General features: G+C 65.5%; 2 protein-coding genes. Both read right to left on the bottom strand.

What is annotated here, in order from left to right; genetic code table 11:
• Window positions 1–105: 105 nt before the first annotated feature.
• Entirely contained in the window at window positions 106–1,734 is a 1,629-nt protein-coding gene (locus ABZ646_RS42390) for an ISAzo13 family transposase (protein ID WP_360531883.1), read from the bottom strand.
• Window positions 1,735–1,954: 220 nt separating this feature from the next.
• Window positions 1,955–3,520 carry a hypothetical protein gene (locus tag ABZ646_RS42385; protein WP_360531880.1) on the bottom strand — a complete coding sequence of 522 codons (1,566 nt, stop codon included), beginning with the start codon at window positions 3,518–3,520 and terminating at the stop codon, window positions 1,955–1,957.
• Window positions 3,521–3,824: the final 304 nt, after the last annotated feature.

Genomic DNA, 3,824 nt, shown 5'->3' with positions numbered 1-3,824 from the left:
CCGGCAGCCGAAGGCGAGGGTTGATAAGCCACCCCGAAAGCCTCCCACTCACAAGGCCACCCCACCCACCGAACTTACGAAAAGATCAGTAGGGCTTGCAGATCATTAACACGTCGTCTTGATCTTGCTGTTGGGGTCGCCGGTCTGGGCTCGAATCCGAGCCTGGAGGGCTGTGAGGGCGGAGGGTGGAGTGGCCGCTGGCGGGATGACGATGCTGTGCGTCTTGAGCAGCCTCCTGATCTTCAGCAGGGTGCGGTGCATGGCGGTCCGACTGCTGTCGAACAGCACCGCGAGGGGTTCCGCGGCCAGATTGACCCGCAGGTGAAGGACGGCCGCCAGGACCTGGTCGGAGAAGGCGAGCCGGGGCGGGCGGCCGCGCTTGACGTCGCCGTCGACGGCCAAAGTGTCGGCGAGATCGCTCAGTTGCTGCCGGGACATGCCGGTCAGGACGGGGTCGGACAGGAGAGCATGGTCCCACTCCGGGGCCGGCTTTTGCGGAGCCCGCGGCGCTGGGATGGCGGAGCACGACTGGGGGTGCAGGGCATAGTTCCAGTCGCCGTGGAAGGCATGTCGGGTCAGTGGCAGGGCCGCCATCTCCGCGTCGCCGATCTGGACTCCGGTGGGGTAGGTGTTGGTGTCCAGCTCGGCCGTGACGCGCAGTCCGGTGCGGGTGGTGGTCGCGGCGATGGACTGGACGATGACTTCGTGGCTGGTCAGCGGGCAGCCGCGCCAGTTCATGGTGATGTGCGAGAAGAGCCTGTGCTCGATCTTGTTCCACTTCGATGTGCCCGGCGGCAGGTGGCAAACGGTGATCGTCAGTCCTGTTTCGGCGGCGAGCCGGGCGAGTTCGAGCTTCCAGGCCCGGGTCCGGTAGCCGTTCGAGCCGCCCGCGTCGGCGGTGATGAGCAGTCGTGTCGCCTGCGGGTAGGCGGCCCGGCCCTGGCCGGACCACCAGCGGCGGATCGATTCCACTGCGAACGCGGCGGTGTCGTGATCGGTGCCCACGTTGACCCAGCCGGTGTCCGCCGCGAGATCGTAGATCCCGTACGGGACGGCCTTGCCCAGCTGCGGGTCTGCGAAGTCATGGACGTTCACCGGCACCGGATCAGCCGCAGGCCGCCACTGACGGCCGTTGTTCTTGAACTCGCCGACGAGCTCCTTCTTCTTGGTGTCCACGCTGATCACCGGCTGGCCGGTGTCCCGGTGATCGCGGGCCTGCTCGTTGAGATAACGGAACTGGGCATCCCGGTCCGGATGCTGGCTGCCCTCGATGGTCTTGGCGTTGGCCTGCAGACTGAAGCCTTCCTCCCGCAGCAGGTCCGCGACGGTGTCCGCACTGACTTTGTGCCCGGTCCGAGCCAGCTCCCGCGCTAACGTGCGGGTCGACTTCACCGTCCACCGCAGCGGTGACATGGGATCACCGCGCTCGTCCGGCTCGACCAGCGCCAGCAGCGCCGGCCGCAGCCCCGAATCGAGATCTGCGACCCTCTTGCGGCCTCCGCCTGGCCGCCGCACCCGCCCCAGAGGCTCCTCACCGGTCTCCAGCTCGAACACGCCCTTGCGGACCGTGGTCTCACTCACCGAGGCCGCCCGCGCGACGGACCGAACACCACCGTGTCCCAGGACACGGGCCTCTGCGGCCATCAGCAGCCGTCGCTGACGCTCATCCAGATGCGGGAACAACACTGAGAACTTCATGGCGAGTTGGGTACGGATCTCGTCCGGGATGCGCATACCACACCAACGAGCCTTAGGACGGGAAGCAACACCTTGATGATCTGCAAGCCCTTAGGTGCCAATTGGGTTACATCTGACGATGCCTTGTGAGCAGGGGTTTCCCGTTCGCCGCAGAGGCCCCCAGTCACGTTGCTAGAAGCCCCGCTCAGGCATGAAGTGACAACCGGAGGAGGAGCGTGGCGGACCATTCGACCGCCACGCCTCCGAGGCTCGGGCGTCAGGAGTCGGTCACCGTGACCTGCAACGGCCCGCTCGGTGCCGGGGAACCCACGTTGGAGTAGCCGTACTGCGCGTAAAGTCCGCCCTCATCGGTCAGCTCGAATCCGACGGTATACACGCCGGGCGTCAACCCTTGCGGCAGATCGACCCCTATCTGCACGGTCCCCTCGGTCACCGCGGAGAGACCGCCGTAGCCTCCGCTGACGGGACGGCCAGCGGAGTCGTAGACGGTGACGCTGAATCCGTTGACTCCCGCGAAGGAGGTCACGTCAGCGGTCAGCACGACATTCCGGGGCAGGGCACTAGCAGCGATCGTTGTGAAACTCAGCGACGCGGCAGTTGCCACGGGGGGCGTGGTATCCGGAATCTGCGTTGCCACCAGGTTCAGGTCCGGGCCGTCGAAGTATGAACCGTACGCCGCCACGTCTCCGGCACCGTCCACGAGGGCAATACCCGTAATGATGCATTCCTTGCTGCGATTGAACATGTTGGCGGGAACGGTGATCGTGCCGTCATCGCTGATGGCGGGCGCCTCGGTGATCGATCCGCCGCAGCCCGTGTCCGTCCACACAGTGACCGAGGTGAGCCCTTGGCGCACGCCGTTGGGCTTCATTGTGATCGAGAGCTTCTGCTGTTCGGACCAGTCGTTCACGGCCTTCGGGGTGATGGAGAAGTCGCCGGCCTGCAGAGTCGCGTTCTGAGTGATGTGAACAGGTGCGAGGTTCAGGTTTCGGTAGACGGAGGTGTTTCCGGCGTTGTCGGTCAGCCCGATGCGTGAGACGGCCCACGTACCAGCTGCGGCTGCGGCCGGGATGGTGACCGAGACGCTGCAGATGATCTCGTTGCTGCCCCAACCACCAGTGTTGGGACCGCAGGAGGTGTTGCCATCGTCGGCTGTCACCACCTTGAGCTTGCCGGATGCCGTCTGCCCGCCCGGCCCGGCGACGGTGACCTCACCCTTGTAGAAGCCGGACTCGGGATCGGCGACGTCGATGTAGTAGGCCACGGTGACGGGCTTTGCCGCGTTGTAGAGATACCTCGGCGCGTCGGGCGGCAGGGAGACGTCTTCGTAAGTCGGTCCGGTGGAGTCGACCGACTCCTTGGCCGTGACGATGTTTGCGAACTCCGAGAGCCGGTCTTTGTCGACCGTCAGGGTGTTCCCCCGGTCGTCCGAAGCGGTGACTCTGACGACCGCCCAGTTGGCGCTGGCCTGCGCCGCGTACTGCGGCACACTGAAGTCGTAACTGTATGTGGATGACTGGGCGTTCCCGGACACGGAGTTGGTCATCGCAGAGCCGTTCGGCTGCAGCGAGTAGCTGATGTCGAAGGCGGGCCCCACGGTGCTGCCGGCGGCGGAGACCTGCCGGACGTAGACGTCGCCCGAGACAGCGGCGGCGCTCGCGTTGCCGTCCTTCACAGCCCAATTGAGGGTCGCGATCGCATCCCCGGCCGTGGCGTCAACGGTCAACGGGTTGAACGAGAGAGCACTGAGCTCCAGTCCTCCTTCCTTTTCCGCGGCCTGCGCAGGCCCCACCGAGACCGCGCCCAGCAAAGCCGCTGTCACAAGACCTACGACCGCCCGGGATATCAGGGGTCTGCCTCTTCGTAAACGCATCGTTCGCTACCTTCCCTCGCGCTGACCCAGGTGGATCAGCCGCCCGATGCTAACAATCGCGGTGCTCCGCCCATCGGGTAATTTGCACCGCGTGTGTTCAGCCAAAGACCTTTGGGCGTATGAGAGTTGCAACGTGAGTGAGCAGGCCTGAAGCGCAGTTCGAGACCTCAGCTTGAAGATCGAGCCCAAGGGTTACATCTGCCGATGCCTTGCGAGTCGGGGATCCCCGACTACCGGGGCGAGGGCGGGAGCC

This window comes from Streptomyces sp. NPDC007162 (assembly GCF_040634175.1).
Classification (GTDB): domain Bacteria; phylum Actinomycetota; class Actinomycetes; order Streptomycetales; family Streptomycetaceae; genus Streptomyces.
Note: the sequence above shows the minus strand (reverse complement) of the source record. Positions and strands in the feature narration are given on the sequence as shown.

Excerpts from the sequence above, each read along its gene's own strand:
- ABZ646_RS42390 (WP_360531883.1), bottom strand. The coding sequence starts at position 1,734 with ATGCGCATCCCGGACGAGATCCGTACCCAACTCGCCATGAAGTTCTCA.